Below are 25869 nucleotides of genomic sequence, written 5' to 3'. Positions count from 1 at the left end.
TCGGCAATCGTGGCGGGCCGGCGGAGCGGGCCGCGGCGGCGGTGCTGCGGGCCGGCCCGGTCGGATGGACCGGGCAAGCCGCGCGGGTCGTGCCGCCGCCGCCCCGGGGCGTTATCGCCCCATGTCCTCGAGCAGCGTGCGGACCGCCGACCCGAGCTGGGCGTCGCGACCTGCGGCCTCGTCGCTCGGCCCCTGCATCACGCGGACGTCGGGCATGGCGCCGTTGTTCTCCATGTCCGTGCCGTCGGGCAGGTACCAGCCGCGGAATGGGCGGCGGACGGTCGTGCCGTCGATGAGGCGGTACGAGCCGGTCGAGATCACGCCGCCGAAGGTCTGCTCACCGATGACCTTGCCGCGACCGGTGGTCTTGATGGCGTGTGAGAAGATCTCCGCGTTGGAGAAGGAGTTCTCGTTGCACAGCACGGCGATGGGCCGGTTGTAGCCGTAGATCAGCCGGCGATCCCGCGGGTAGGCGTCCTCGTGCACGTCCTCGGCGTCGGCGCCGCGCGGAATCGTGTAGGCGTGCCGCGGCGCGGTGAGCGACGTAAGCAGGATGTCGGTCGTCCAGCCGCCGCCGTTGTCGCGGACGTCGATGAGCAGGCCCTCGCGGCCGTTCGCGGCGGCGTAGAGGTCCCGCTCGAAGTCACGCAGCGCCGGCTCGTTCATGCCGCGGATGTGCAGGTAGCCCAGCCGGCCGCCGGACATCTCCTCCACCATCGCGCGGCGCTGGCGGACGCCGTCCTCGTACCGCAGGCCCGACTCGCCGCCCGACGAGGTCGGCACGATGAGCACGTAGGCGCTGCCGTCCTCGGCCAGGCAGTCGACGTCGAGCAGGGTCTCCTGGCCCGACGTGCCCGCCATGGCCTCGCGCAGGTCGACGGTCGGCATGCCGCCATCGGGCGCGAGCGGCGTGCCGTTGACGGCGGTGATCACGTCGCCGACGTGCAGCGTGCTGGCGTCCCGCGACGCCGGCCCCTCGGGCACGACGTAGACCACCTCGTAGCCACCCTCAACGGGCACGTAGTCGATGCCCAGGTAGCCGGTGCGGATGCTCGGCGGGCTGTAGACCTGGGCGCCACCCCAGATGCCCAGGTGCGAGCCGTTGAGCTCGCCGAAGAGCATGTTGGCGACCTCGTAGAACTCGCTGGGCGTCCGCGTGCGGCGGGCTAGATCGAGGTAGCGGTTGGTGAGGCCCTCCCAGTCCAGGTCCTTCATGGTCGGGTGGTAGAAGTCGCGGCCCAGCATGCGGGCGGCATCGCGGAACTTCTGGGCCTGCTCGGCCTCGACGTCGAGGCGGATGGTGGCGTCGATGGGCATCGTGTCGCTGCTGCCGCCGACGGGCTTGCCGACGGTGGGCTGCCCGCTGCGCAGGTACACGACCTTGGAGCCGTCGGTCGACACGCTGACGCCCGAGACGCCGCCGCTCTGCACGGTCTTGCGCTCGCGGCCCCGGTAGTCCACCGAGAACAGCGAGGTGCTGCCGTCGATGCTGGTGCTGAAGACGACCCGCTCGCCGCCGGGCGTCAGCTGGTGGTTGCCCACGCCGCTGAAGCGGGTGACGCGGCGGACGCGGTTCCAGGCGTCGTCGAGGTCGAACTCCATCGGCTCGGCCTCATCGTCCGCCCCGTCGTCGTTGGCTTCTTCCTCGTCGGTGGCTTCCTCGTCCGCGGCCTCATCGGCGTCGCGCTCGAGGAAGACGTCCGGCGTGTCGATCGCGCCGAGCTTCTTGGCGGCCTTGGCGGCGTCCTCGAAGTACTGCGCCAGCTCGTACTCGGTCAGGCCCTCAAGCTCGCGATCGAGCATGACCGCGTAGACGTCGTAGGACCAGTTCTCGCCCGCGCGGTCGCTCAGGAAGGTCAGCACCTTGCCGTCGTGGCTCAGCCGCGGGCTGGTGTCGATGTCGGGGTGGCGGGTGACGTTGACCGGCTCGCCGTCCTCGGTGTCGAGGATCCAGATGTCGCTGTTGAAGTCCAGGTCGCCGACCTCGTAGACGATGTGGCGGCTGTCCGAGGCCCACTGGATCTCGGGCTGATTCCAGCTCTCGAAGAGCATGCGCTCCTCGCCGGTCTCGAAGTCGTGCAGCCACACGTCGCCCCGCTCGCGGACGAACAGCAGCCGCAGGCCGTCGGGCGAGGGCAACGGCGCAATCTCCATCGCGTCGCTCGCCACGACGGGCGTGACCTCGAAGCGGAGCGCATCGGCCCAGCGGGCGCCGTGGTCGACGGCGTCTTCTTCGTCCTCGTCCTTGGCGTCGTCGGCTTCGGCCTCGTCGGCCTGCCCGTCGTCGCCCTCGGCGTTCTCGTCGGTCGATTCCGAGTCCTCGGTGGCCTCGTCGGAGGCCTGCTCTTCGGCGGCGCCCTCCGCCTCGGCTTCCTCCACGGCCTGCGGCTCGAGGTCCTCGCGGGCCAGGGCGACCGAGGCCTGGTGGATGGCGAACTGGCCGCTCTCATCGGAGGCGAAGTAGAGCACGCGGTTGTCGGGCGACCACGCCAGGTCGCGCTCGCGGCCCGAGGTGTGGGTCACGCGCCGCGTCGGGCGGTCATCCTCGGTGCTGCGGACGAAGACCTCGCCGCGGGCGATGACCGCCAGCGTCTTGCCGTCGGGGCTCAGGCGGGCCTCGCTGACCTGGCGGTCAAGATCGATGGTCCGCGAGTCCAAGCTGTCGGTGTCGACCGAGGCGTTGATGGACACGGCACTGGGCGTGGGTGTCCGCTGCGTCAGGTCGAGGGTGTAGAGCGTGTCCCACACGCAGAACACCGCGGTGGAGCCATCGAAGGAGACGTCCAGGCCGCGGACGCCGTGGCCGATGCTCAGCTGCTCGTCGGTGGGCTCGAAGCTCGTGACCCGCCTGGGCCCCGCGGCATCGGTGCGGCCGCTGGGCAGCAGCCAGAGGTTGTTCTGGCCGTGCCGCGAGGACGAGTACAGCACCGAGCCGTTGGGCAGCACGAAGCCGTGCTGGTCGTTGCCGTCGAAGGTGGTGAGCTGGCGGAAGCGGCCGGTCTCGGTCGACATCGACCAGAGGTCGCCCGCGCCCGGGCCGCGGTAGGCCGGACGATCGGTCAGCTCCCGCCGGCGGGTGAAGAGGATCTGGGAGCCGTCGGCCGACATCGTGGGCGAGGTGCCGTAGGCGTCGGTGATCTTCTGGATGTGCCCACCGGCCAGGGGCACGCGGTACATCGAGCTTCCGCGGTACATCGCAGGATCGAGCCGGCCATGCGCCAGCAGCGCCTCGCCGTCGGCGGTGAAGCCCGAGAGCGTGAGCGCGCGATCGCCGAGCGTGAGCCGGCGGATCTCGCCGCCGAAGACGCGGCCGTCGCGGCTGCTGACGGGCATCGCGTACAGGTTGCGGCTGCCGTCGCGGGTCGACTCGAAGGCCAGCACGCTGCCATCGGGGCTAAAGGCCGACCGCAGCTCGTCGGCGGGGTGCGAGGTCAGCCGCGACGCGACCCCGCCGCCCGCGGGCACGGCCCAGAGGTCGCCCGCCCAGCTGAAGGCGATCAGCGAGCCATCCGGGCTGATCGAGGGCATCCGCGGGAAGCCCACGCGGCTCTGCTCGAAGGACCAGCCCAGCTTCTCGGCCATCGTCGCGGCTTCGGCACCCACCCGCGCGGGCTCGTTGGCGACGTCCGCGGTCGCCATCGCCAGGCTCCGCTCCGGGATCGCCTGGGCGGATTCGACCGGGGCATCGATCGGGGCCTCGGCACCCCACAGCGGCGCGGGCGGGGGTGTCTCGGTCGGCGTGTCGTGGAACGCGATGGTGGGCGTGGTCGCGACTCCCGCCGCGATGGTCCAGCGTGCAATCTCCGTCAGCAGCATCTATGGCCTCCTTGGCGTGCTGGTCACCGTGTTCACGTCTCGACGGCGGCGGGCGTTTCCCCGCACAACGGTACGCCGGTGTGCGCATCCAGCCGCAACGCCACCCGATCCGGCCAAAACCACCAGGTCAGCGAACCCGCCGGATCAGCAGGCAGGTGCGATCGTCCGACGCGGGAGCGCTACCGGCGAAACCGCCCACGGTTGCCGCGATCGCCGCCCGCATGGCCCCCAGCCCGCCCGGCTGCGCCTCGGTGATCGCCCGGATGGCCGCGTCCTCGCCGAGCTGGCGGTGGTCCTCGTCCATGGCCTCGTAGATGCCGTCCGAGCACACGACGAAGGCATCGCCGGGCCCCAGCGGCACCACCACGGGCTCCATGTCGGGCAGGTCGGGCAGCACGCCCATCGGCGGCACCGAGGCGCCGAATCGCTCGATGCCGCCGCCCGACCGCAGCAGGTAGAGCGGCGCCTGCCCGGCGCTAACCATCGAGAGCTCCCCGGTCGCCGGATCGAACTCGGCCATCCACGCCGTGATGAAGCGCCCTTCGGTGAGGTCGGCACCGAGCTGCTGGTTGGCGTGCCGCGCGATGTCGTCCAGCGGCATGCCCGCCCGGACGGCCATGCGGAACATCGACCGGGCCTGCGCCACCGAGAGCGCGGGCCCCACGCCGTGGCCCGTCGCGTCGGCGAGCATGCAGAAGACACGATCGGGATGGTCGTCGCACGGCTCGCGCTCGCCATCGATGATGCGGACGGGCACCACGTCGTAGCCGTCGCCGCCGGTCTCGTCGGCGGGCTCGCTCCAGGCGTCGATCTCGAATCGGTCATCGGTGGGCATCGCCGCGGGCCAGGTGTCCTGCTGGATCCGCCGCGCGAGCGCCATGTCCTGCTCGAGCTTGACCAGCGTGCGGAGCGAGGCCCGCATGTGGTCCTGGGCGCGGGCGAGCTGCTGGACTTCCTCCACCGTGGACGTGATGGGCTCGCCCTCGTCGAGCTCCATGCGGCTGATGCGATCGCTCTGATCGACGAGCCGTCGCAAGGGCCCGCTGTACCGCGCGGCGAGTTGGAGCGCCCGCAGGACGCCCAGGCACAGCGCGATGCCCGCCGCGATCGGGATGAGCACCCGCTGCCAGTGCAGGTCGCCCAGGATGTCCCGCTCGGGCACGAGCACCCAGATCCAGTAGGAACGCTCGCCGCCGAGCCTGTAGAGATCAGCAGCGCCCCACCACGGCTCGCCGCCCACGCCGAAGCGGAGCACCCGGAACTCGTCGCTGGAGTACAGCGCGCCCAGCGTCTCGTCGGCCCGGGCCAGCAGCGGGATTTCCAGGTCCCCCAGCGGGCGCTCGAGCGCACCGCGGAGCCGCTCGGCGTCGTCGAATTCGGATAGCCCCGGGGCCCCGATCAGCCGCCGCTGCGGCGTCGTCACGACGACCACGCCGTCATTGACCACGTGGATGCCGCGGGTGAACTCGGAGATGTCCCGCAGCAGCACGTCGAAGGCGATCACCCGCCGCGAGCCATCCGCCGTGAGATGCGGCATGGCGGCCGTAATGCCATAGTCCCCGGTCGTGAAGAACGTATAGACGTCCGTCCACGCGAGCGAGCCGCGGCCCTGGGCGTCGAAGCCGTCTTCGTCGGCCCGCTCCATGGCCAGGCGGAACCACGCCCGATCCAGCGGCGTGTAGCCGTGTTCGCGCCATCGCCGCGTCTCGCGTCCCTGCCGATCGAGGAGCACGATGGTGTTGGTCGACTCGGCCGCGCCGTCCGGCGGCGGCGGCTCGGTGATCCGCACCCGCCAGCCGTCATCGAGCTCAAGGATGAGCACCTCGTGGCCGGCCTCGTCGGCGATGATGGCCGACGAGATCGACGGCGACTGGCGGACCAAGGGACCGAGCACCGCGAGGGTCTCGAGGGGCGCTTCGGGCGCGATGCGGCCGGCCTGGCTCCAGCGGGCGGCGATGCCCAGCGACTCGCCCACGGGCTCGAAGAAGCGGTTGAGCCCCTCCCGGGTCCGCTCGGTGGCTTGGTGGGTCACCTCGCCCGACAGCCGCTGCACCGCCCGGCGAGCGCCGAACACCGCCATCGCGAAGACGACCACCGACAGCACGACGATCACGCCCACCACGTGCAGCGTCATGCTGACGCGGATGGGCTGCGTGCGTGGGGCTCGCGTCGTTCGTGCCACCGGCCGGCCTCCCGCGTGGCCGCCCACGCCCCGCAATCATTGGCGGTGCGCCGGCTGAAGCACTTGCACCGCCATCCGAAGGTCGACGCCTTCGATGATCGCCTCGCGCGATTCATGGGGCGCTACGGCCACGGGCTGCATCGCGTCTCCTTTGGCGTGATCTTCGTCTGGCTGGGCCTGCTCAAGCAGTTCGGCTTCAAGACCGGCTCGAGCCTGCTGGCCGACACGATCTATTTCGGCGATCCCGCCGTCATGGTGCCGCTGCTGGGCTGGTGGGAGGTAGCCATCGGCCTGTGCCTGCTCATCCGCCGGCTCAACCGCCTGGCCATCCTGCTGCTGCTAGTGCGGCTGCCGGGCACGCTGCTGGCCCTCGTGCTCAAGTTCGACGTGTGCTTTGCCGGCAACGTGCTGACGCCGACGATCCAGGGCCAGTACCTGCTCAAGGACGCGACGCTGTTCTTCGCCGCCATGGTTATCGGCGCGATGGTCCGCGAGGAGCGGCAGCCGGGGCACTTCCATTAGGTCTCCGCGTGCTCCAGGAAGTACGCGAGGATATCGGCCAGATTGTGCGGTCCGCCGGCGCCATGGAACGAGTGCCCCATGTTGTCACGGCCGAGCCCTCCCGCCTCGGCGTCGTACTCCGTCCGGCACTCGAACCCGTCGTCTTCGCTGCGTTCCACGCTCTTTCTGGCAATGGACGCGGGATCAACGCCGGTACCCTCGAGACTGATCGCCACCCGCCAGCCTGGATTGTCCAGGGTGTCGATCTTGATGCCGCAGGAGTGCTCTCACTCCTCGTCGCACATCGAGTGGTACCACCGCATCAGGCGGGCCAGGACGTGCGCGTTCTCGTGCGCGTCCGGAACCACTAGCGCTCCTTCTTGAATATCAGCAAGTAGTTGAACCCCCGGATGAAGAAGTTGTCCTTCGCCGCGGCCTGGTGCCGCTGGCCCTGCTTGAGCTTGGCGTTGCGGCGGACCACGCACACGACGTCGATGGGCCGGAATCGCTTGCGGAGCAGCGCGAACAGCTCGAAGCCGATGGGCATGAAGACGCCGCCGCCCGAGCCCTTCGGTCCGCCCCGCTGCTTCCGCCAGCTGTCCGAGATGTAGACCGCGAGGTAGCGGCGGTCCTTGAGCACGCGATCCACCTCGCCGAAGACGGCGTCCATCGCGGCGTAGTACGCCTCCCCGCCATCGTCACCGGCCGCATCCAGCTTGCCGATGCAGTTCGGATCGTCGCTGTACTCGATGTGCGTCGAGTACGGCGGATCGAGGAACACGAAGTCCGCCGAACCCGCGTCCAGCGGCAGCGACCGCGCATCCGATTGGCGGATGTCCGGCCGGCTCGGCGCCAGGTCGAAGCCCAGCGGCGTGCGACCGAGGTCGGCGCACACGTCGATGGTGGTGCCGCCGCCGCACATCGGGTCGAGGACGGCGTCGCCCTCGCGGGTGTAGCGGGTGAGCAGCTGCCAGATGACCCAGCTCGGCGTGCCGCCGGCGTACGTCTTGTCGCCCTGCTCGGTGGAGCGGCCGTCGTAGTGCTGGCTGGGGTAGGCCCACAGCGTGGTGGTCATCAGCCGCATGGGCGGCCGCCTCCCGGGACGGACCTTCGGGTCGCCGGCGACGTCCTGCCAGCGGGGCGGGCCGGGCCTGGGCCGCTCGCCGGCCACTAGCCTCGTCCGGTCGCGGCGTCGTCCCGCACGGCGCGGACGAGTTCGAGCAACGCCGCCTCGACCTCCGCCAGCGACTTGTCCGATCGAGCGCCGGCGGCGTGGATGTGCCCGCCGCCGCCGAACGCCCCGGCCATCTTCGCCACGTCGGGGCCGTCGACCTTCGACCGAAGGCTGATCTTGACCACACCCGGGCCGCCCTGGCCCTTTGGTAGCTCGGTGAGCACGGCGGCGGCCGAGATGCCCTGCACGCCCAGCGCCGGATCGGCAAAGCCGCTGGTCATGCCGACGCTCGATCCCGTCTCGCGCAGGTCGGCGGCGGTGACCTTGATGGTCGCCAGGCCCTCGGCCTCGTGCAGCGTGAGCGTTGCGAGCGCCCGGGCCATGAGCCGCGCCCGGTTGGGCGGATCACTGAGCATGGTCTTCTTGACCAGGGTCGCGTGGTCGCCGCCGGCCTCGATCAGGTCGGCCGCGAGCCGGAGCACGCCCGGCGTTACGCTCGGGTGGCGGAACCAACCCGTGTCCGTGCCGAGCCCGAGGAGCAGCGGCTCGGCGATCTCCGTGGGCAACTGCGAGGCGGACGCGAGCCCGAGCAGATCCACGCAAGCACCCGCGGCGAGCTCGCACGTCGCGGCGGCCTCGGCATCCACGAGCCGCAAATCCGCGGCGTCGGCCGACCCGCTGCGGTGGTGGTCGAGCACGGCGATGCGATCGGCCTTGCCCGCGAGCCACGGCTTGTAGGGCTCCAGCTGATTCCACGCCCCGGTATCGCAAACCAGCGCACGATCGAAGGGCGGCGGCGGCTCACCCCGATCCAGGTGCTGCCAGGGCGTGCCCGCCAGGATCGAGTCCATCCAACCCGGCAGCTCGCCCGCGTAGGCCAGCGCGGCCGAACCTCCCGCTTGCTGCACCGCCCGCGCGATCGCGAGGCTGCTGCCCACCGCGTCGCCGTCGGGCCGCGAGTGCGTCACGATCAGCAGCCGATCGGCGTCGCGGATCCACGCGACGAGGCCCGCCGGCGACGTGTTCGTCTCGTAGCGGGCCTGCTCGATGGCGTCAGGCGGGGACATCGCCGTCCTCCCGATATGCGGCCAGCGACTCGATGACCCGCAGGGCCCGGTCGCGGTCCCGGGCGAGCTGGCCGGCGAGCGCGTCGACGCCGCCGAATCGCACCTGATCCCGAAGATAGGCCTGGAACTGCAGCCGCACCTGCCAGCCGTACTCGGGCAACCCCGCGATGGCGTCCCCATCGCTCGGCGCGTCGATCAGGTGCGCCTCGACGCGGGGTTCGGTACCATCGAACGTGGGCCGCGACCCGATGTTGGCGGCGGCGGCGCACGACCGACCGTCCGGCAGCACGGCGAGGCAGGCGTACACGCCCTCGGCTGGCCGCAGCGTGCTCGCCTCGATGTTCGCGGTCGGGAAACCGATCGTCCGGCCCCGGCGGTCGCCCCGGACTACGGCGCCGGCCAACTCGTAGGGCCTGCCCAGCACGCGGGCGGCGTCGGCAACACGGCCGTACGACACCAGCCACCGGGCGATGCTGCTGGACGCCCGGACGAGGCTCTGGTCGTGCAGGTCGACCTCCACCGGCTCGGCAACTTCGACGGCGAAGCCCCGGGCGCGGCCGAGCTCCGCGAGCGTGTCGACGCCGCCGGCTCGCCGTGCGCCGAAGCGGAAGTCGGGCCCCTCCACCACCGCCGCCGGCGCGTGGGGCATGAGCATCTGGTCGACAAAGGCCTCGGGCGCGAGCGCCAGCAGTTCCGGCGTGGGCTCGAGCCGCAGCACCTCGTCGGCGCCGGCGTCGAGCAGCAGGTCGGCCCGCCGATCGAAGGTTGTGAGCGGCGGCGGCGCGGGGGCGTCCGGCCGCAGCACCGCCCGCGGATGCGGATCGAAGGCCATGGCGAGCACCGGGCCATCGCCGGCGCGAGCGCGGGCCCGCTCCAGCAGCGCCCGGTGGCCCAGGTGCACGCCGTCGAAGACGCCGATGGTGATGGCCGAGCGGGTCGTGTCCAAGAGAAATGCTAGCGAGCGCCGCGGCGGCGTCCCGCGTGCGCGGGCCGGGTCCGCCCCGCGAATATACTGCGATCCGGCGGCTTCCGGACCGCCAACGGACCATGGTCGAGGGAGCGAGCCGCATGGCCTTTTTTACCCGCAAGCCCAAGCCGACCGCCTCCGCCGTGGGGCCCGCCCGCGCCACGCGTGGGCTGGCCGAGGGCGTGGCCGCCTCCCTCGAGGCCCGCATCGAGTCCATCGGCCGAGACATGCTGGATCGCGCCCACGACCACAAGGCCGGCCTGCTCAGCAAGTCGTTCTATAGCGACAAGCTGATGGACTGGTCGATGCGGGACCACGGCTTCAAGGTCGAGATGTTCCGCTTCGTGGACACCTTCCCGGTGCTGACCACCAGCGACATGGTGCACGAGCACCTGAGCGACTATCTCGACCAGCCGCACGTCAAGCTGCCCCCCGGCATGGACCTGGGGCTCAAGGCCGGCGGCATGGCCAAGGGCCTGATGACCAAGACCATCTCGGGCCAGATCGAGGGCATGGCGCGGAAGTTCATCGCGGGCACCGACGCCGCCAGTGCGCTGCCCGGGCTCAAGAAGCTCTGGGCCGACGGCATCGCGTTCAGCGTGGATCTGCTGGGCGAGGCCTGCGTTAGCGACGACGAGGCCGACGGCTACAAGGCCAAGTACCTCGACCTCATCGAGAACCTGCCCGCCTCGGTCTCGGACTGGAAGGCCAACGCGAGGCTGGAGCGGGACCACCTAGGCAGCATCCCGCGGACGAACGTGTCGATCAAGATCAGCTCGCTGAGCGCCAAGGACGACCCGATCGACACCGAGGGCGCCATCGGGGACCTGATGTTCCGCATCGTGCCCATCCTCGAGAGCGCCCGCGACCGCGGCGTCTTCGTGAACTTCGACATGGAGCAGTTCGAGCACAAGGACCTCACGCTCGAGTTGTTCTTCCGCTGCTGCGAGGCCGTCGACTTCCAGGCCGGCCTGGCGATGCAGGCCTACCTCAAGAGCGGCGTCGACGACGCCCGCCGCGTGTGCGAGTGGGCGGGGCGCACGGGCCGCATTGTGACCGTCCGCCTGGTCAAGGGCGCATACTGGGACTACGAGACCATCCACGCCGAGCAAGAGGGCTGGCCCTGCCCGGTGTGGAACGCCAAGTGGCAGACCGACAAGTGCTTCGAGGACATGTGCCGCGTGTTCCTCGACTCCACGCCCACCGGCGAGCCGACCGAAGGACTCGGCCCGACAAGCCTGGAACCCGGCCGGGGCGGCGTGAAGCTCGCGCTCGGCTCGCACAACGTGCGCTCCATCGCCGCCGCTCTTGCATACATGGACGAGAAGCAGCTGCCGCGCGAGGCCATCGAACTGCAGATGCTGCACGGCATGGCCGACCAGCTCAAGCACGCCGCGACCGAGATGGGCCTGCGTATTCGCGAGTACGTGCCCGTGGGCGAGATGATCCCGGGGATGGCCTACCTCGTGCGCCGATTGCTGGAGAACACCAGCAACGAGAGCTGGCTGAAGGCCGGCTTCCTGGACGAGGCCGATCCCGCGCAGCTGCTGGCGCCTCCCGCGCCGGCGGCGGGCGTCAACGGGCAGGCCGACCCCGCCGACTTGTGCACCATTGCACCCGAGCGTCACCAGCTCAGCCGCAGCGACGCTGGCGTCGGCAACGGCCGGCCGTTCGCGACCGAACCGCTGCGGGATTTCTCGAAGAAGGGCAGCCGCGAGGCCTTCGCGCGGGCCATCGCCGCCAGCGAGGTGCCCGCGGTCGCCAACGATCGCACTCCCGAGCAGGCCGCCGAGATGGTGCAGCGGGCGCACGAGGCCTTCCCGGCCTGGCGCGACGCGGCCCCGCGGAAGCGGGCCGCCGTGCTGGTGCGCGCCGCCGCGGCGATGCGAGAGCGCCGCGACGAGCTGAGCGGCATCATCATCAAGGAGAATGGCAAGGACTGGCGCAACGCCGACGCCGACGTGGCCGAGGCCATCGACTTCTGCGAGTACTACGCGCGCGAGGCCATCCACCTGTTCGATCGCCAGCGGCTAGGCAGGTACATCGGCGAGCTGGACGAGCAGTGGTACCAGCCGCGAGGCGTCGCGGTCGTCATCTCTCCGTGGAACTTCCCGCTGGCGATCGCCTGCGGCATGACGACGGCGGCGCTGGTCACGGGCAATACGATCATCCTCAAGCCCGCGGAGCAGACGCCGGGCATCGCGCGGGTCCTGTTCGACATCCTGGCCGGGGCGATGCGGACCGAGTTCGGCACGTCGCACGCCGACGCGATGCACTTCTGCCCCGCGCCGGGCGAGACCACGGGCGCCGCCCTCGTGCGGGACCCCCGCGTGTCCATCCTGGCCTTCACCGGGAGCAAGGCGGTGGGCCTGGACATCATCCAGGCCGCCGGCGTGACGCCCGAGGCGCAGCTGCACGTCAAGAAGGTCGTGTGCGAGATGGGCGGCAAGAACGCCATCATCGTCGATAGCTCGGCCGACCTCGACGAGGCCGTGCTCGGCGTCCGCGGCAGCGCCTTCGGCTTCCAGGGCCAGAAGTGCAGCGCTTGCTCGCGGTGCATCGTGGTCGATCCGCAGGGACCCACCGGGCCGCACATCGCCGCGTTCACGCGGCGGCTTGTGGCGTCGACGCGATCGCTAGTCATCGGCGACCCCATGGACCCCGGCACCGACGTGGGCCCGGTCATCGACGACGAGGCCGCCGGCAACATCCGCCGCCACATCGATGCCGCCCAGCGGGAGGGGCTCGCGCTCGAGCTGGGCATGCAGCCGCCCGAGGGCCTGGCCGGCCGCGTCGGCAAGCCCTACGTCGGCCCGCACGTCTTCGCGGGCGTCGAAGCCGGGCACACGCTGGCGCAGCAGGAGGTCTTCGGCCCGGTGCTGGCCATCATGCACGCGGCCAACTACGACGAGGCGCTGCGGATCGCCAACCAGCACGCCTATAAGCTGACCGGCGGCGTGTTCACCCGCAAGCCCACGCACATCGAGCGGGCCAAGCGGGACCTCCGTGTGGGCAACCTGTACATCAACCGCAGCATCACCGGCGCGCTCGTCGGGCGGCAGCCCTTCGGCGGCTTCGGCATGTCGGGCGTGGGCAGCAAGGCCGGCGGCGGCGACTACCTGCTGCAGTTCGTCGAGCCCCGTGCCAGCTGCGAGAACACAATGCGGCGGGGATTTGCGCCGGAACTCTGATTTCGGTTTGTCCCACCTCGTTTAGCGCAGACGGCCATGAACTGGCTAGCCATCCTCGTCGATCGCCCAGCGGATGGCGGCGGCCGCGTTGCCCGAGTGCTGTCGTGTGACGCCTTCGCTCTGCAGCAGCACGAGGGCGTCGCCGCCGGACGGCTCGAGCACGATCGCCCTGATGCCGCCGACGGGCGAGATGGTCGTGCCGCCGGCGTCTTCCGCCGAAACGACGACCGAGCCGATGAGGCGGCCCTCGGGCGGCGACTGGTCTGGCATCAGCACTCGCGTTGCCGGAGCTTCGGCGAGTAGTCGCGCGACCGTCTCGAGCGCGCCCGGCGGGGCGGCGGCGTCGTCGTCCGCCTCGCCGCTCGGGGCCCAGCCCGCACTCGTGCGCTCGTAGCGGACGCCGCCGACCGTGAGCGCCGCGACGAGGCTGGCGTCGCCATCCAGAGCCGTGCGAGCAACGAAGGCGCGGGGCGCTAGGGAGATCGTCGCGAGCGGCGCGGCGTCGACCGCCACCGTCGCGGCGCCAAGGTCTACCGGCTCGGCGCCCGCGGCGCGGACCTCACGCGTGCGGCCCAGCCCGGCGACGAGCCGCGTGCCCGTGGTGTCGGCCGCGCCGTGCAGCGCGATCGCGAGCCGCTCGACGAGCCGAGTCGGCTCGCCGCCGGACCGATCGACGGCATCAGTCTCGAGCGTGATGCGGGCGCTCGCCTCGCCCTCGGGCGGCGGCAGCTCGAAGCGTTCGATGCGGAGCTCGGCCAGCGACGCGAGCAGGGCGTCCACCGCGGCCTCGTCGGCCCGGACCGCCACGGGCGTCCGCAGCGCCCAGCGACCGTCGACGCGAGCGAACTCCAGCCGACCCGACGCCGACTCCAGCGCCACGCGCGACGGCCGGCCCGGCAGCCCCGCCAGGGCCAGCGGCACGCGCCAGGCGTCCAGACCGCTGACCGCGAACAGCTCGTAGAGCGGCTCGTCGACGACGAATCGCTCCGCGGGCGCTCCGTCCATGGAGAGGTCCACCACCCGGCGGCCGCCCACCACCGGCTCGCGCACGCCGATGGCGAAGCTGCGGCCGGCGGCATCGCCGAGCGTGATCGTCGCGGCGACGGGCGGCGGTTCCTCCTCGGCGTCGGCCAGCGGACGACCCCGCAGGTCCGCGAGGATGCGCGTCGCGGCCCGGGCGCGGGTCTCGTCGATCGCCCAGGGGTAGGTGCCGCCCGCCATCGACCAGCCGAGCGGGCCCCGCTCGATCCGCGCCGCGGCGCCACCCGGGCGGGACAGCTCCAGTGCCGTGATGGCCGCCGCATCGACCTCCAGCAAACTCCGCGGCACCCGATCGGCCTCGGGCGGCGGCGGCGCGAGCAGCCAGATGGACCCGACCGCGAGGGCGATCGCCACGAGCAGGGCCAGGATGGCGGGGCGGGCGGGCACGGTCGTGTGATTCTTCCGGGCGTCGGCTTCCGATGGAGTATGCTGGGCTGCGGGGCCACCCCCGCCATCGGCACGGAGGCCGCGGTTGGATAAGCACCCCGAAGATCGGCCCGCGCGGCCCGTCATCGCCATCGCGGGCGACGTGGATCGGGCCCCGGGCACGCCGCCCATGCCCCGGGCCGCGTGCCGGCTGGGCTACGTCGACGCGGTCGCCGCCGCCGGTGGGCTGCCGCTGGTCGTGCCGCCGCGGGCGGAGCTCCTCGGCGACGTGCTCGGCCTCGCGGATGGCGTGCTGCTCATCGGCGGCGACGACCCCAGGACCGAGCCCTTCGGCGTCCCCACCGATCCTCGAGTCACGCCCGTCGACCCGCTGCGGCAGGCCTTCGACGTGGCGCTGCTTGGAGAGCTGGGCTCCCGGCCCGAGCTGCCGGTGCTCGGGGTCTGCTACGGGATGCAGATGATGGCGCTGATCGCGGGCGGCCGGCTCGACCAGCACCTGCCCGACACCCTCGGTGCCGCCGCCGATGTCCATTGGGGGGGCGAGCACGCGATCGAGCCCGTCGGCAACGCGCCCGCCTGGCTCCGCGAGGCGGCCGGCGAGCGGCCCTGCAGCAGGCACCGCCAGGCGATGACCGACGCGGGGGCGCTCGACGTTATCGGCGTAGCCCCCGACGGCGTGATCGAGGCAGTCCGGGACGCCTCTCGGACGTTCTTCGTCGGCGTGCAGTGGCATCCCGAGCGCAGCGGCGAGCGGATGCTCGGCCTGGGTGTCTACCGGGCCTTCGTTTCCGAGTGTGTTTCGGGTAGGATGCACGCGGCCCTCGGAGGTGCCCGTCGCCGGGATGTCTGAAGCCCCCTCCAACGCGGCGGCCCTGGACGCCGGCGATCCGCTGGCGCTCGGGGCCATGCTCGCCCCGGTCGTCCGGGAGGCGGCCGGACCCGGCCTGGGCGAGATCGAGTGGTTCCGCACCAGCTGGCAGCGCGGCGGTTCGGCCACCGGCAACGCGACCTGGACCCACGCCGACGGCTCGCATTCGCCGTGCGTGGTCAAGGTCCCCGTTGGTCCCGACGAGCGGCGATGGGTCTCGGCCCTGGGCGACTGCGGTGCCGACGGCTGGTCGAGCTCCGCGAGCCTGGCCAAGCCCACGCCGCGTCTGCTGGCGTCTGCCGAGGTTCTCGGACCTTACGACATGTGCTGGCTGGTCACCGAGCGGTTCGAGGGCAAGCCGGTGTCGGCCGAACTGGGCGAACGGCCGCTGGCCGAGCTGCTCGACGCGGCGGCGAGCTTCCAGGCTCGGGCCGCCCGCATCCGCCCGCCCGCCGGCCGGCCCTGGGACCCCGACTGGGAGAAGCTCATCGGGCACGCCCGGGCCATGGCCCGCGAGGACACCTTCGACCACGCGCGGCAGTGGCACGTCGCCCTCAAGCACGCCCACCGGCTCGTGCCCCGCTGCCTGGACCTGTGGCTCCGGCGGCCCACCAGCGCCTGGCTGCACGGCGACCTGCACCCCGCCAATGCGATGTGGCGGGCCAACGACGACGGCGTACGGCACGTGGCGCTGATCGATCTGGCGCTCGTCCGCCCCGGCCACTGGAGCGAGGACGCGCTCTACCTCGAGCGGCAGTTCTGGGGTCGCCGCGACCGTCTCCACGGCGTCCGGCCGCTGTCCTACATGGCCCGGGCCCGGCGGGAGGCCGGCCTTCCCATCGAGGACGAGTACGGCAAGCTGGCCAACGCCAAGCGGTTGCTGGCAGCGGCGGCGGCGCCCGCAAACCTCGATCACGAGGGCGACGCGACCTACCTGGCCGGCGCTCTGGACGTCCTGGAGCGGACCGTCCGGACCCTCGGGGGCTAGGGATTTCCAGCCTTCGCACCCGGCCCGGGCCCTCGGATTTGCCGCCTGACCCGGCCTGCCGGCCCGGAATCGACTCAGGCCCCGAACTTGCCCCGCACTTGCCCCGCCCGTGGCGGGCGTGAAGTATCACGCCGGTGAGCCGCCCCGTGCGAGGGGCGCCAACCCGGCTCGCCGTGGGAGACACGCTCGTGGAGAAGTATGATCAGATGAAACAGATCCTCGAGTCCATCGCGGAAGACCTCGACAAGGCCAAGGGCGGCAACAAGGCCGCCGGCACGCGTGTCCGATCGGCGATGCAGGACATCAAGAACCTCGCCCAGGAGGTCCGCAAGGAGGTCCTGGACATGCGCAAGCAGGAATGAGCCCGGACATGACGACCATCTCGAGCGAGCCGGGGCCCGCGGGACCACCCCCCGCGACGCCCGGCCCGGGCACGGAGGCCAAGGGGCTGCTCTTCCCGATCAACCACATCGACTTCGCGACCCAGGCCTTCGACACCGAGGGCGTGGAGCGGGTGCTGCCCCATCGCGGCCACATGCGGCTGCTCGACCGCATCGTGTGGCACAACGACGGCTACACGCAGGCCGTCGCGGCCAAGCGGCTGACGGACGACGACTTCTGGGTCGCGGGTCACTTCCCGGGCCAGCCCCTCTTCCCCGGCGTGCTCCAGATCGAGGCCGGCGCCCAGCTGGCCTGCTTCATGTTCCTGATCCGCCAGGACCGCCCGTACATCGCGGCCTTCCTGCGCATCGAGAATGCCGCCTTCCGCTCGATGGTCGCCCCGGGCGACGAGCTGGTGATCCTGGGCCGCGAGATCAAGTTCGGCCGCCGCCGCTTCAGCGCGGACATCCAGGGCGTCGTCAACGACAAGATCGCCTTCGAGGCCGCCATCTCCGGCATGGCCATGGTGCCCAACGAGGGCACCGACGCCGCAATCAGCGGGCACGGCACCGATCGCGGCTAGAGGCCCAGGTGTCCGCCGCCCCCCATCCACTGCTGCTGCAACCCACGCTCTTCGAGAAGGTCTGGGGCGGCCGACGCCTCGAACTGTTCGGCAAGCCCCTGCCGGCCAGTGCGAACATCGGCGAGAGCTGGGAGCTGGCCGACCTCGACGCCACGAGCGCCAGCGGCGCGGGTGGCGGCTCGGTCTCGAGCGTGATCGAGACTGGCGGCATGCGCGGTCGGACAATCCGCGACGTCGTCGCAGCCTGGGGCGAGGACCTGCTGGGCGCTGTCGACGCGCCGGAGGGCCGCTTCCCGCTGCTCATCAAGTACCTCGACGCGCGCGAGGATCTGTCGATCCAGGTCCATCCCACCGCCGGCTACGCCACGCGGCATCCGGGTGCGCACGTGAAGACCGAGTGCTGGTACGTCGTGGAGGCCGACCCGCACGCCCGGATCCTCAAGGGACTCGCGCCCGGCGTGGTGGCGAGCGATGTGATCGAGGCCGCGCAGAGCGGCGGCGACGTGCCGGTGCTCTTGCACGCGGCGCCGTCCCGCGTGGGCGACCTGCACACGCTACCGACGGGGACGATCCACGCGCTCGGGGCCGGCACGCTCGTGGCTGAGGTGCAGACGCCCAGCGACACGACGTTCCGCGTGTACGACTGGGCCCGCGAGTTCGGTCGGACGGACCGCGAGCTGCACCTGGACGAGGCCGCGGAGTGCATCCTGGAGGGCCCGCCGCCCGCGAGCACGCGGCTGCCTCGGCACGATGAGGCCGGCCGGCTGTGCGCGCTCGACGCCTTCACGATCGACGAGGCCCGCCCCGCGCCGAGCGACGAGATCCCGCTGGCCTTCGATGGCCGCTGCCAGGTGCTGATGCTCGTCTCGGGCATGGGCGAGGTCGTGTTCGGCGATGGCGAGCCGCTGGTGATCCACGCCGGGCACACGGTGGTCGTCCCCGCCGTCTGCGCCGACGAGGCGAGCTTCGCCAACGACGCGGGCACGCCCCCCGGACGGACACGGCTGCTGCGGGTCGGGGTCGGGGCGGCGGACTGACTGCGCCGGCACCCTCCTCGCAGCAGAAAACCCAGAAAAAGAAAAACCGTGCCCGGCTTCGCGGGGTCTAATGGCCGAAGCCGCCATGGAACAGACCGTACAGCTCGATGAACTGGACGATGAGCAGTTGCTCGCACGCTTCGTGGGGGCGGGCGGGGCATCACGCCGGCCGAATGCAGCGGCCGAACTCGCGCTCGGCGAGCTGGCCCGGCGGCACGAGCATCGGCTGCTCGGGCTCACGCTTGGGCTGTGCAACGGCCGCGAGGACCTCGCCCGCGAGGTCGTGCAAGAGACGTGGATGCGGGTGATCCGCCACGCCGCGAAGTCCGGGGGCGGAGCAGCTTCGCGACGTGGGTATACCGCATCGCGATCCACCGCTGCCGCGACGCAGTGCGACGCGAGGGGCGGCACGCGGTACTCCGAAGCCAATCGGGATCGCACGCCCGCCGCGTGTCGCGTTCGCTGGTCGTTGACGCCGCCTCCGAAGACTCCCAGCCCGATCGGCTGGGCGACGTGCTGGGTCTCTTGTGGCAACCCGACCGTGAGGCGCTGCTGCTGTGCCACATGCGGGGCATGACCCACGAGCAGGCGGCATCCGTCCTCGGCATCCCGCTCGGCACGCTCAAGACACGGGTCCACCGCGCAATGCGGCAGCTCCGCGGGAGCCTCGAGACGGAGGAGCCCACGCCATGACCGATCGCGACCCACTGGCGAACGAACTGCAACGCCGCACCGAGTGGACGGGTGAGCCCACGCGGCTGTGGCGGGCCGCACTCGACGAACGCGACGCGGAATCGGCGGCATGGTGGCGGCGGTGTCATGGCTGGCATCGCCGCCATCCGGAACGCGGGCCGTCGGCAACGTTGCGCGCCAGTTGGCGCCGAGCGGCCCCATCACGTACGTCCCCATGAGCGAGGCCGAAAAACGCGCCACGCTCGATCGCCTCGCCAGCGTGCCGTCCGCGTTCGTGGAACAGGGCTGGACCGTCTCGAACGAACCGCGGTCGCTCTCGCCCAGTGGCCGCGCCATCGTGCGTCGCGCAACGATCGAGCTGCGCGTGGCGGACGTTCGTGGCGCCTACGAGGCCGCGATTGCGATGCTGGAACCCGGCGAGTTCGTCGAAAACAGTCGGGTGTCCGGCCAGCGCGGCGACATGGTGGCGAGCGCCACGCTGCGGATCACGGCTACTCGGCTGGACGACGTGCTCGCAGGCCTCCGCCGCCTGCCCGGCGTGGCGGCCGTCGAGCGCGAGGATCGATCCGCGAGCGACGCCACCGACGTGCTGACCGATCTGGAAGCGCGTCTGCGCAACGAGGAACGCATCGAGGCCGAACTGCTCGAATTGCTCGCGAACCGAGCGGAAGCGCCGCTGGCCGACGTGCTGCGCGTCCGCGAGGCGCTCGGCGAGGTGCGGCTTGACATCGAGCGGCTCGAGGCGCAGTGCGCCGCGACCACCGCCCGTGTGGCGCTGGCGACGCTGCGGGGCGAGATCCAGCGGGTCCAGGCGGAGCCAGACGCTTCCTCCGGCGGCGCGGGGAAGACCAGCTTTCTCGTCTCCATGCGGGAGGCGCTGGCACGCGGTGGTGGCACCCTTGCGGACTCTGCTGCCTGGATCGTCGAGGTCTTCGTGGGCGGCCTGCTCGCGTGGCTGGGCCTGGCGGCCGTCGGCGTGTGGGTCTACCGCACGCTCCGGTGGCGCGCGACCTGGTCGTAGGCGATCATCGCCCACATCACCCCCACGGCAACTCCACTCGCTCGAACACTCCCCCGCTGGCCGCGGGGCGTTCGGGGTCCTCGCGGCCCGATGCGAACCGCAGCTCGCCCGACGCGATGTCGCACACGCTGCTGTAGATGGTCCTGAGCGGGCGGTCGGGCGTGGCCGGGTCGGCCCGCATCTCGACGCGAGCATCGGCCAGGATGTGCTGAAGGTGCTCGGGCGTCGTTGCGTCGTTGAGGCCGCCGCTGGCTTCCTTCAGCCGCTCGGCCCGTGCGATGGTGGCCCCGGTCTTGGATCGCATGGCTCGTGCGCGGTCGGGGTGCTTGTGCCAGGGATGGTTGGTCGCCAGCAGGCACGGTGCGTCGCCCGGCTCGAGGTCCCGCCGCTCGTGAGACGCGTGGTGGCACTCGAAGACCGCGGCCGTCCGGCTGGGGCCGTGGGCGGCCACCACCATCACGCCCCGGTCGCGGCGGGTCTTGGCCAGAAGGCGATCGACATCGTCGAGCGTCTCGCAGGTCTCCAGGGCGTAGCGACCCCAGAAGAGCCACGAGATGAGCGGCCGGGGCCCGCCGCCGGGCCGGGCGAGGGCCGGGGCGTCGGTCGCGTGCATGGTGTGCAGGTGCAGCCAGAGGCCGGCGGCGTTGAGGCCGGTATCGATGTCGATGTCGCCGCGGATGCCGACGGCCAGCACGGGCAGGTGGCCGGGCCGGGCGTGGCCCACCGCCGCGGTGGCGCGCGAGAGCGTCGCCGGCAGCCAATCGCAGTTGCGGGCGACCAGCAACCCATCGCGGATGCGGTGCGCGATGGCGCTGCACATGGGCCCGGGCGGATCACCGGCGTCGGGCCTCGCGGCGTAGGGCGAGCTGGGGCCCGCGATGTCGGCGTACAGGAACTGCGCGACGCCGTCGGCCGGCACGCGCGCGCCCGCCGCCATGGCATCGATCTCGAGGCGGTAGGGCTCGGGCAGGTGCTCCATCCAGCGGGCGGCCTGCGCATCGAGCGCGGCTCGATCGACGCGGTTGGCGCGCGCAACGCGGGCGATGTAGCGATCGGCGAAGGCGGGCGCGAGCAGTTCGGTGATCGCCCGGCCGTGCGCGTAGCCGGCGTCCTGCGGCCGGCCGGGCAGCCAGTACCGGGGCACGGGTGCGGCCTCGTTGATGTGCGGCGCGGCGCTGGCTGCCGTCATCCGCCGTCGTCGCTCTCGGTCGCGTCGAGCCATCGCACGCGGAGCTCGGCGGGCTCGACCGACGCGGCATCGGCGGGCCAGCCGACGATCCCGGGCCGCTCGCCGCGGATCGCCAGCGAGATCGAGCCATCGCCCACCGACAGCCCGCCGGGCAGCCAGGCGATGGGCTCGCCGCCGGCCGACAGCGCCGCATCGAGCGCATCGACGCCGAGATCGGTCCACGCCTCGGTGACGGCGGGCGCTGTCCATAGCACCGGGCGGGCCGTGCGATCGAGGCCGGCCAGCACCCAGCGCGATCCGGTGAACGCGAGATCCTCGACACGCGCGATGGCGTCGGGCAGCGGATGCCGCGCATGCACGCGGTAGCTGCGGTCCTGGTAGATGAGCTGCAGGAGCTCGTCGTCCGTGGCGAGTACCAAGTAGTCCTGCCCCAGCGCAAACGTGCGCGGCCTGGCGGCGACGCCGTCGTCTCCGCGGAGGAAGTCGCAGAACCGGGCGTGGTCGACGATGATGGGATCGAGTTCCTCGGGCTCGTCGGTGAGCTCGGGATCGGGGGCGATGAAGCCGAAGATCTCCAGCGAATCGGCCGCCAGCGCCAGCACGCGCTCGACGTCGTCCGCGACCGCGAGTCGGACGAGTCCCCGGCCCAGGTTCTCCACGCGGTGCACCCGCCGGGCGCCGGCGTCGGTCGGACGGAAGACGTCGACGACCCCGTCCCGGCCCGCGACCAGCAGCAGGCCGCCGAATTCGGCCGCGTCGACGGGCCTTAAGGGCGCCTCGATCGCAACACCGCCGTGCCGTACCCCATCGCGGAGAACGAGCGCCTCGGCGCCGGCGGCCTGCACCCGGCGGACGGGCTGGTCGGGCTCTGAGGTCGTCGCGCCGAGGGTCACGGCGAGGCACGCGAGCGCGGCGGCGGCGACGCGCCCGATCGGGGCTCGTCCGGTACGCTGTGGCATGGGCGGATCTCCTGCGGCCAACGGGCTTGCGCACGGATTCTACGACGAACCGGTGCTGTACGACGTGCTGCACGCGGCGGGCACGCAGGCGGAGATCGACGGTCTGCGGCGCATCGCGCGCGAGCTGGGCATCGACGAGCGTCTCGCATGGTTCGAGCCGGGCTGTGGCAGCGGGCGGTACCTGCGGGCCGCCGAGCGACGGGGCATACGCGTGCTCGGCGTCGATCGCTCGCCGGAGATGATCGCCTACGCGCAGCGGCGGGTGCGGGACCCGCGCCGCTGCAGGCTCGCGCTGGGCGACATGCAATCCGCCGACCCGAGGCGGCTCGCGCCGGCGTGGCGCTTCGGCCTGGCGTTCAACACGATCAACACGATCCGCCACCTCTCGAGCGACGCCGCGGTGCTGCGGCACCTGGAACTGGTGCACGCCTCGCTCCGGTCCGGCGGCGTGTACGTCGTCGGCATCAGCCTGTCGGCCTACGGCGTGGAGCAGCCCTCCGAGGACGTGTGGCGGGGCGCCCGCGGGCCGCTGCGCGTGACGCAGGTGGTGCAGTACGAGCCACCCGGGCGCGCGTCGCCACGGCGGGAGCGGGTCACCAGCGTGCTGCACATCGAGCGGCCGGCCGGCGACTTCGTGCTGCCGACGAACTACGACCTGCGGACCTACGACCTCCGCCAGTGGCGAACACTCGTCGATCGCTCGCCGTTCGAGGCCGCCGGCTGCGTCGACGAGCAGGGCCGCCCCATCGAGCCCACCGAGCCGGGCTACGCGCTCTGGCTGCTCCGCCGAGGCGGATTGGCGCACTAGGGCAGGTCGACGTCGTAGTTCAATCGCGCGCCGATGGCGACGTCCTCGACCGAGAGCGTCACCGCGCCGGCCTGCGCGCCCCGCACCTCGCGGAGCACGAGCTCGCGGCGGGCGGTGCCCCCGGGCGGCAGCTCGGCGATGGTCATGCGGGCTCGGGCAACCCCGGGCGCAAGAGCGGTGAGGTCGAGCGTGAGCGGGCGCTGCCCGATGTTGCGGATGACGGCGGTGACCACGACGCCGCCGCCAGGGGAGCGCCGCCCCGTGGCGTCCACCTCCAGGTAGGGCAGCCCGATGCGGAAGGGCACGTCCACCCGCAGCCGCTCGGCCGATCGCTCGCCGCGGACGTCCAGCTCGAGCCCCAGCATCTTGCGGCCGGCTTGCTCGGACCGCCGGAATCGCACGGTGATGGGCACGCGGCGCTCCTCGGCTCCCGACAGCACCAGGTCGCTGAGCCGGGGCGAGATCTCCCAGTCCCGCTGGGCCACCGATCGGCCGGCGAAGCCCCCCGGCGAGACGATCCGGCTGCGGATCGAGGTGGTCGTGGGCCACTGGTTCTGCACGACCAGCGCCACCTCGTGCTCGATGTCGATGGCCGGCAGCAGGTCGGGCTCTAGCCGAAGCGAGGCGAGGAACAGCAGCAGCTCGATGTCGACGCCCTCGACGAACACCGGATCCTCGTCCACGGCGATGCGGTGCACCTGCCGGGGCGTCTCGGCGAAGGGCTCGTGGACGGCGATCTCGGGGACCTCCCAGTGGTTGCCATACGCGTCGTACACCGTCACAGGGTCCTCTCCGAGGTAGAGCTCGAAGGGCGCGGGATCGCCGCCACGGGGCGCGGAGTGGCGCCGCAGCACGACAAGCCCGCCCTCGTCGCGCAGCCCGGTGGTGAGCCGGCGGAAGACCATGCACTCGATGCCGTCCGCGGTGGTGAAGGCACGGACGAACCGCGTGCCCGCGAGGCGATCCCCCACGGCCCGCCAGGCGGCGAGGCGGGCCGTGGGCTCGGCGCGGAGCACGCCCTCGGTGCGCCACGCCCAGCCGTCCGCCAGCGCCAGGCGGTGCACGGGACCGTCGGCCTCAAGCCGATCGGTCGGCGTCTCGGGCAGGCCACGCCAGAACTCGAGCATCTGGCCGACGAGGTGCCGCACCGCCGCCCGGCGGCCGAACGACTCCTCGTCCATGGGTTGGAGCACCATCGTGGTCTCGACACGGGCCGGCACGGGAGCGGGGATGGCTCGCCCCTCGGTGGGCTCGTCGGAGGCCGGCCCCATGTCGGCCAGGCGCCCGCCGAGTTCGGCGATGGTCTCCGGGCTGGCGTGGCCCGGCACGCTGACGGTGAGCATGGCGTCGCCGCCAGTGGCGGCCAGCGGCACGCCGTCGAGCACGAACTCGCCGCTCCACGGGACGCCGACGATCACGCCGGGCCGGAGCCGTTGCAATCGCGCGCCGGCGGCGGCGAGCCGGGCGGTGTTCTGGTCGCCGGCGGCGTGGGCCTCGCTGCCCAGCGGCCCGATGTGCCACCGCCGCACGGCGTCGCCGATGAGGTCGGTCAGGGGCACGATGCGTTCGGTCCACAGCGTGGGATCCTCGAGGGCCCGCAGCGCCAGGTCGCCGTCGCTGGCCAGCTCGCCCTCGGTGATGGCGGGCCTGGGCATCAGGATCGCCGTCGGCTGCACGCCGAGGCGGCGCAGCAGCTGCAGCGACCACTGGGCCTCCTCCGCCCAGGCCAGCGGTGCGTCGCCGTCGCCGGACCCTTCGCTGGTTGCCTCGCCATCCAGCGGCGTCCGCAGCGCGATCGCACGGGCGCCGGACTTCCGCACGAACTCGGGCAGCACCGCGAGGGCGGCGGCGGGCGTGGCGGGCGCGACAAGGCCGAGCCGCTTGCGGTCGTACAACTCCGCCCGCACGACCGGCCGCGTCGCGCGCGGATCGTCCACGGCCACGGCCGCGGCCGAACCGAGCGTCGCGAGCGGCGACAGTTCGGGCATCCAGGCGAAGGACACGCCCGAGCGCACCATGGGAACGCCCCCGGCACCGATCGTCATCTCGGCGTGGTACCAGCCCAGGGCCGGCAGAGTCGGCCGCCAGTCGAGCGTCCAGACGCCCGCTCCGATCTGCTCGATCCTCTCGTCCACGATCCGGCCGGTGTCGTCCACGGCGCGCAGCGTGACGGTGATGGGGTCGCCCGACAGGTCGCGGACGCGGACCCGCACCGACGGGCGCTCCTCGCCGACGAACAGCCCCGTGGGCTCGGCCGGCTCGAGTGAAGCGGTGGGCAGTTGCACCACGACGACGTCATCGAACCAGGCCGCCCCCTCGAAGTCCTCGTTCCAGATCGTGTAGTCGTTGGCCTGGGTACCGCCGAGTTCGCGGGGCTGTGCCAGCTCCAGGTCGATCTGCAGCGAGACGGCGTCCTCGGGGGCCGGAGGCATCTGCAGGAGCAGCGGCGTGAAGCCGTTCTCGCTCAGCGGTGCGGTGTAGGAGGCCTCCGCGCCGGGGATGGGCGTGCCGTCGGCATCGAGCAGCCGGCCGATGAGCCGGGGCCGCGCATGCGTGAGGCCCTCGGTGCGGACCATGGCGCCGATGGCATAGCGGACCGAGGGGAACACCGGGATGACGCCGGGCTGCAGCCGGAGGCTGGTGCTTCCGCCGGCGGTCCGCAAACGCGCCGAGCCGAAGCCGCTGGCGGCGGCCGCCGCGTAATCCAATGCGGCGAGGTTGGCGAGGGGGTAGCGCGGCCGATCGCGGACCTCGGGATCGTGCTGCGCACGGACCCAGTAGAGCGGCACATCGATCGGGTTGATCGCCTGCTCCTCGAAGTCGAAGTGGCGGACGATGCGGCTGATTGCCGCGGGCCGCTGCACGTCGGCGGGCTCGTCGTCGAGATCCTCGGGAATCTGGGCGTGGGCCGCGACCCCCAGCATGGAGGCCGCAAGCACACCGAGCCGGAGCCATCGCCGGATCGCGGGCGTCATGCCCCCGTATCGGCGGCGGCGACGGTCGGGCTCCACGCGGG

General features: G+C 72.1%; 20 protein-coding genes and 1 pseudogene. 10 read left to right on the top strand and 11 right to left on the bottom strand.

The genetic code is table 11. The annotated features are described in order from the left end of the window. Positions 1–111 precede the first annotated feature (111 nt). Positions 112–3816, bottom strand: coding sequence for a S41 family peptidase (locus AAFX79_00505; GenBank protein ID MEO1007028.1), 3705 nt, complete (start codon positions 3814–3816; stop codon positions 112–114). 127 nt (positions 3817–3943) lie between these two features. After that, entirely contained in the window at positions 3944–5998 is a 2055-nt protein-coding gene (locus AAFX79_00500) for a PP2C family protein-serine/threonine phosphatase (GenBank protein ID MEO1007027.1), read from the bottom strand. A gap of 45 nt (positions 5999–6043) precedes the next feature. On the opposite strand from AAFX79_00500, the gene AAFX79_00495 reads away from it, so the two are divergent. Continuing rightward, positions 6044–6520, top strand: coding sequence for a hypothetical protein (locus tag AAFX79_00495; GenBank protein ID MEO1007026.1), 477 nt, complete (start codon positions 6044–6046; stop codon positions 6518–6520). On the opposite strand, the pseudogene AAFX79_00490 reads toward AAFX79_00495, so the two are convergent. From AAFX79_00490 to ribF, 4 genes and pseudogenes are all read right to left on the bottom strand, one after another. Then, a pseudogene (locus AAFX79_00490) lies at positions 6517–6774 on the bottom strand (Imm53 family immunity protein). The gene AAFX79_00495 and the pseudogene AAFX79_00490 sit on opposite strands and share 4 nt — an antisense overlap. A 92-nt stretch (positions 6775–6866) precedes the next feature. Beyond that, positions 6867–7583, bottom strand: a complete 717-nt coding sequence (locus tag AAFX79_00485) for a DNA methyltransferase (protein MEO1007025.1) — start codon at positions 7581–7583, stop codon at positions 6867–6869. 86 nt (positions 7584–7669) lie between these two features. Continuing rightward, on the bottom strand, positions 7670–8740 hold the full coding sequence (locus tag AAFX79_00480) for a DHH family phosphoesterase (protein ID MEO1007024.1): 1071 nt from the start codon (positions 8738–8740) through the stop codon (positions 7670–7672). Next, positions 8727–9686, bottom strand: coding sequence for a riboflavin biosynthesis protein RibF (gene ribF, locus AAFX79_00475; protein MEO1007023.1), 960 nt, complete (start codon positions 9684–9686; stop codon positions 8727–8729). The genes AAFX79_00480 and ribF overlap by 14 nt, the downstream gene beginning before the upstream one ends. 122 nt (positions 9687–9808) lie before the next feature. Between ribF and AAFX79_00470 the strand changes: the two genes are divergently transcribed. Then, a complete protein-coding gene (locus AAFX79_00470) occupies positions 9809–12898 on the top strand; it encodes a proline dehydrogenase family protein (protein ID MEO1007022.1) in 3090 nt (1029 codons plus the stop codon). 45 nt (positions 12899–12943) lie between these two features. On the opposite strand, the gene AAFX79_00465 is transcribed toward AAFX79_00470, so the two are convergent. Then, positions 12944–14326 (bottom strand): hypothetical protein, encoded by a 1383-nt coding sequence (locus tag AAFX79_00465; protein MEO1007021.1) that lies wholly within the window; start codon positions 14324–14326, stop codon positions 12944–12946. Between the two features lie 85 nt (positions 14327–14411). On the opposite strand from AAFX79_00465, the gene AAFX79_00460 reads away from it, so the two are divergent. The 5 genes from AAFX79_00460 to AAFX79_00440 all read left to right on the top strand — a co-directional run bounded on the left by AAFX79_00460 (position 14412) and on the right by AAFX79_00440 (position 18183). Then, positions 14412–15176 (top strand): gamma-glutamyl-gamma-aminobutyrate hydrolase family protein, encoded by a 765-nt coding sequence (locus AAFX79_00460; protein MEO1007020.1) that lies wholly within the window; start codon positions 14412–14414, stop codon positions 15174–15176. Further along, a complete protein-coding gene (locus AAFX79_00455) occupies positions 15169–16182 on the top strand; it encodes an aminoglycoside phosphotransferase family protein (GenBank protein MEO1007019.1) in 1014 nt (337 codons plus the stop codon). The genes AAFX79_00460 and AAFX79_00455 overlap by 8 nt, the downstream gene beginning before the upstream one ends. A 146-nt stretch (positions 16183–16328) precedes the next feature. Next, positions 16329–16544 carry a histone H1 gene (locus tag AAFX79_00450; protein ID MEO1007018.1) on the top strand — a complete coding sequence of 72 codons (216 nt, stop codon included), beginning with the start codon at positions 16329–16331 and terminating at the stop codon, positions 16542–16544. A gap of 8 nt (positions 16545–16552) precedes the next feature. Further along, entirely contained in the window at positions 16553–17146 is a 594-nt protein-coding gene (locus tag AAFX79_00445; GenBank protein ID MEO1007017.1) for a FabA/FabZ family ACP-dehydratase, read from the top strand. Positions 17147–17154: 8 nt separating this feature from the next. Then, on the top strand, positions 17155–18183 hold the full coding sequence (locus tag AAFX79_00440; GenBank protein MEO1007016.1) for a type I phosphomannose isomerase catalytic subunit: 1029 nt from the start codon (positions 17155–17157) through the stop codon (positions 18181–18183). 160 nt (positions 18184–18343) lie between these two features. On the opposite strand, the gene AAFX79_00435 is transcribed toward AAFX79_00440, so the two are convergent. Continuing rightward, complete coding sequence (locus AAFX79_00435; protein MEO1007015.1) at positions 18344–18472, bottom strand: hypothetical protein; 129 nt, start codon at positions 18470–18472, stop codon at positions 18344–18346. Here AAFX79_00435 and AAFX79_00430 point away from each other — a divergent pair. Continuing rightward, complete coding sequence (locus AAFX79_00430; GenBank protein ID MEO1007014.1) at positions 18433–18876, top strand: RNA polymerase sigma factor; 444 nt, start codon at positions 18433–18435, stop codon at positions 18874–18876. The genes AAFX79_00435 and AAFX79_00430 overlap by 40 nt on opposite strands. Before the next feature lie 214 nt (positions 18877–19090). Continuing rightward, positions 19091–19897, top strand: a complete 807-nt coding sequence (locus AAFX79_00425) for a DUF4349 domain-containing protein (protein ID MEO1007013.1) — start codon at positions 19091–19093, stop codon at positions 19895–19897. Between the two features lie 16 nt (positions 19898–19913). Here AAFX79_00425 and AAFX79_00420 read toward each other — a convergent pair whose 3' ends face one another. Both AAFX79_00420 and AAFX79_00415 read right to left on the bottom strand, forming a co-directional pair. Further along, positions 19914–21086, bottom strand: a complete 1173-nt coding sequence (locus tag AAFX79_00420) for a C45 family peptidase (GenBank protein ID MEO1007012.1) — start codon at positions 21084–21086, stop codon at positions 19914–19916. Next, on the bottom strand, positions 21083–22045 hold the full coding sequence (locus AAFX79_00415) for a hypothetical protein (protein MEO1007011.1): 963 nt from the start codon (positions 22043–22045) through the stop codon (positions 21083–21085). Before AAFX79_00415 ends, AAFX79_00420 begins: the two co-directional genes overlap by 4 nt. Between AAFX79_00415 and AAFX79_00410 the strand changes: the two genes are divergently transcribed. Continuing rightward, complete coding sequence (locus AAFX79_00410) at positions 22044–22853, top strand: methyltransferase domain-containing protein (protein MEO1007010.1); 810 nt, start codon at positions 22044–22046, stop codon at positions 22851–22853. The genes AAFX79_00415 and AAFX79_00410 overlap by 2 nt on opposite strands. Here the strand turns inward: AAFX79_00410 and AAFX79_00405 are convergent. Continuing rightward, positions 22850–25828 carry a hypothetical protein gene (locus AAFX79_00405; GenBank protein ID MEO1007009.1) on the bottom strand — a complete coding sequence of 993 codons (2979 nt, stop codon included), beginning with the start codon at positions 25826–25828 and terminating at the stop codon, positions 22850–22852. The genes AAFX79_00410 and AAFX79_00405 overlap by 4 nt on opposite strands. Between the last annotated feature and the right edge of the window lie 41 nt (positions 25829–25869).

This window comes from Planctomycetota bacterium, assembly GCA_039819165.1.
In the GTDB taxonomy this organism is placed as follows: domain Bacteria; phylum Planctomycetota; class Phycisphaerae; order Phycisphaerales; family UBA1924; genus JAHCJI01.
The sequence above is the reverse complement of the archived record's forward strand: the minus strand, read 5'-3'. Positions and strand labels throughout refer to the sequence as shown.

Bases quoted from the DNA above. Each gene is read 5' to 3' on its own strand.
- AAFX79_00425 (MEO1007013.1), top strand. From the start codon at position 19,091: ATGAGCGAGGCCGAAAAACGCGCCACGCTCGATCGCCTCGCCAGCGTG.
- AAFX79_00455 (MEO1007019.1), top strand. From the start codon at position 15,169: ATGTCTGAAGCCCCCTCCAACGCGGCGGCCCTGGACGCCGGCGATCCG.
- AAFX79_00415 (MEO1007011.1), bottom strand. From the start codon at position 22,045: ATGCCACAGCGTACCGGACGAGCCCCGATCGGGCGCGTCGCCGCCGCC.
- AAFX79_00470 (MEO1007022.1), top strand. From the start codon at position 9,809: ATGGCCTTTTTTACCCGCAAGCCCAAGCCGACCGCCTCCGCCGTGGGG.
- AAFX79_00405 (MEO1007009.1), bottom strand. From the start codon at position 25,828: ATGACGCCCGCGATCCGGCGATGGCTCCGGCTCGGTGTGCTTGCGGCC.
- AAFX79_00505 (MEO1007028.1), bottom strand. From the start codon at position 3,816: ATGCTGCTGACGGAGATTGCACGCTGGACCATCGCGGCGGGAGTCGCG.
- AAFX79_00485 (MEO1007025.1), bottom strand. From the start codon at position 7,583: ATGCGGCTGATGACCACCACGCTGTGGGCCTACCCCAGCCAGCACTAC.
- AAFX79_00410 (MEO1007010.1), top strand. From the start codon at position 22,044: ATGGGCGGATCTCCTGCGGCCAACGGGCTTGCGCACGGATTCTACGAC.
- AAFX79_00445 (MEO1007017.1), top strand. From the start codon at position 16,553: ATGACGACCATCTCGAGCGAGCCGGGGCCCGCGGGACCACCCCCCGCG.
- AAFX79_00480 (MEO1007024.1), bottom strand. From the start codon at position 8,740: ATGTCCCCGCCTGACGCCATCGAGCAGGCCCGCTACGAGACGAACACG.
- AAFX79_00420 (MEO1007012.1), bottom strand. From the start codon at position 21,086: ATGACGGCAGCCAGCGCCGCGCCGCACATCAACGAGGCCGCACCCGTG.